Origin of the sequence: Coprococcus intestinihominis (genome assembly GCF_040096555.1) — a bacterium.
GTDB lineage: Bacteria > Bacillota > Clostridia > Lachnospirales > Lachnospiraceae > Coprococcus_A > Coprococcus_A intestinihominis.
Genome location: NZ_JBBMEK010000425.1, coordinates 1 through 1,525 on the forward strand (window position 1 = coordinate 1; position 1,525 = coordinate 1,525).

3 protein-coding genes are annotated in these 1,525 nt (G+C 49.0%); all 3 read left to right on the forward strand.

From position 1 onward, the window contains the following. A partial coding sequence (locus tag WMO25_RS17885) for an SIMPL domain-containing protein (protein ID WP_349086565.1) occupies positions 1-626 on the forward strand: 626 nt, incomplete at its 5' end. Positions 627-862: 236 nt separating this feature from the next. Beyond that, complete coding sequence (locus WMO25_RS17890; RefSeq protein WP_005934759.1) at positions 863-1,192, forward strand: plasmid mobilization protein; 330 nt, start codon at positions 863-865, stop codon at positions 1,190-1,192. Then, a partial coding sequence (locus WMO25_RS17895) for a relaxase/mobilization nuclease domain-containing protein (RefSeq protein WP_349086566.1) occupies positions 1,153-1,525 on the forward strand: 373 nt, incomplete at its 3' end. The genes WMO25_RS17890 and WMO25_RS17895, both read left to right, overlap by 40 nt.

The window sequence follows — 1,525 nt, forward strand, 5'->3', positions numbered from 1 at the left end:
TCTCCGCAAGACCGGATTACATCATCCTATCCCTGAACATTGAAGTCTTATCTGAAACCTATGACCGCGCAATGTCGGAAGCTGCCGAGAGAATCGAAAGACTGCAAGGTGCTGCAGTCCGCGTTGGGTATCGCAAGGAAGACCTGAAAACCACGAGCTTTGATGTCCAGACAAGGTACGAGAATGTCAAGGATCGGCAAGGAAATTACAAGCGAGAGTTTGCCGGATATGCTTGCAGCTATCGCTTGAAACTTGCCTTTGACTTTGACAGCAAGCAGCTTGCAAAGGTCATTTCTGCGATTGCGGATTGTGGGGCGCAACCAGAACTCAGCATTGCGTTCACCGTGAAAAACCCGGCAAGAGTCAGCGAAGAGCTGCTGATCAATGCGACGGAGAACGCCAGGGCAAAGGCGGAGATTCTTTGCAAAGCATCAGGCAGTACGCTTGGGCAGTTGCTCAACATCGACTACAACTGGGGCGAACTCAATGTTTTTTCCAGAACAAGCTACGATGTTGAAGACTGCATTCAGCCTCTCATGGCGATGAGCAAGTGCGCCGCACCTGAGATTGAGCCGGTTGATATTGATGTGACAGACACAGTGGCTTTCACATGGGAAATCCAATGATTTTTTGACTTTTTTGAAATCCGGTACTCAACAAACGCCCTTTTTGTGTCCGTTGTAAAGTGAAGGGACATTTCACGGAGGAATCTTCGGGGAATACGATTTTGGGAGATTAGCAAGCAAATCCGGTGAGTACCCACCGGAGAAAAATCAGTTAAGGAGACCCTGCCCTTAACATCAGATTTTTGCTTGTTGGGATAGTCCCAAACCCTTCTAATCTTTACGACGGAGGGCGCAGCATGGTACGAAGAACACGAGACATTCAGAAGAAGATTTGGCTGACACCACAGGAAGAACGGACGATTGCAAAGAAGATGGAGATGATCGGCACGGAGAACTTCGGTGCGTATGCAAGGAAGATGCTGATCGACGGCTACATCATCGTTGTGGACTACACAGAGCAGAAAAAGCTCGCCGCCGAAATCAACAAGATCGGCGTGAACATCAATACCGTCTGCCGCAGGATCAACTCGACGGGACGATTCTATCAGGACGATATTGACGAGCTGAAAGAAAAGATGGACGCGGTATGGCAGTTACTAAAATCAAAGCAATCCGAGGAACTTTGAGCAAGGCAATCGCGTACATTCTGAATCCCGAAAAGACCGATGAGAAGCTGCTGGTCTCGTCCTACGGCTGTGCCAGCGAGACCGCAGCGCGGGAATTTGAGTGGACGCGGAAAATAGCCGAGCAAAAAGGGATGAATCCGGTCAGGATCATAGCCCGTCATGTGATCCAGTCCTTTGAAATTGGAGAGGTCACACCGGAGCTTGCCCACGAGATCGGCAAGCAGTTTGCAGACGAAATCCTCGGAGGAAAATATGAGTATGTGCTGACCACTCACATTGACAAAGACCATGTTCATAACCATCTGATTTTCAATGCGGTTGACTTTGTGGACT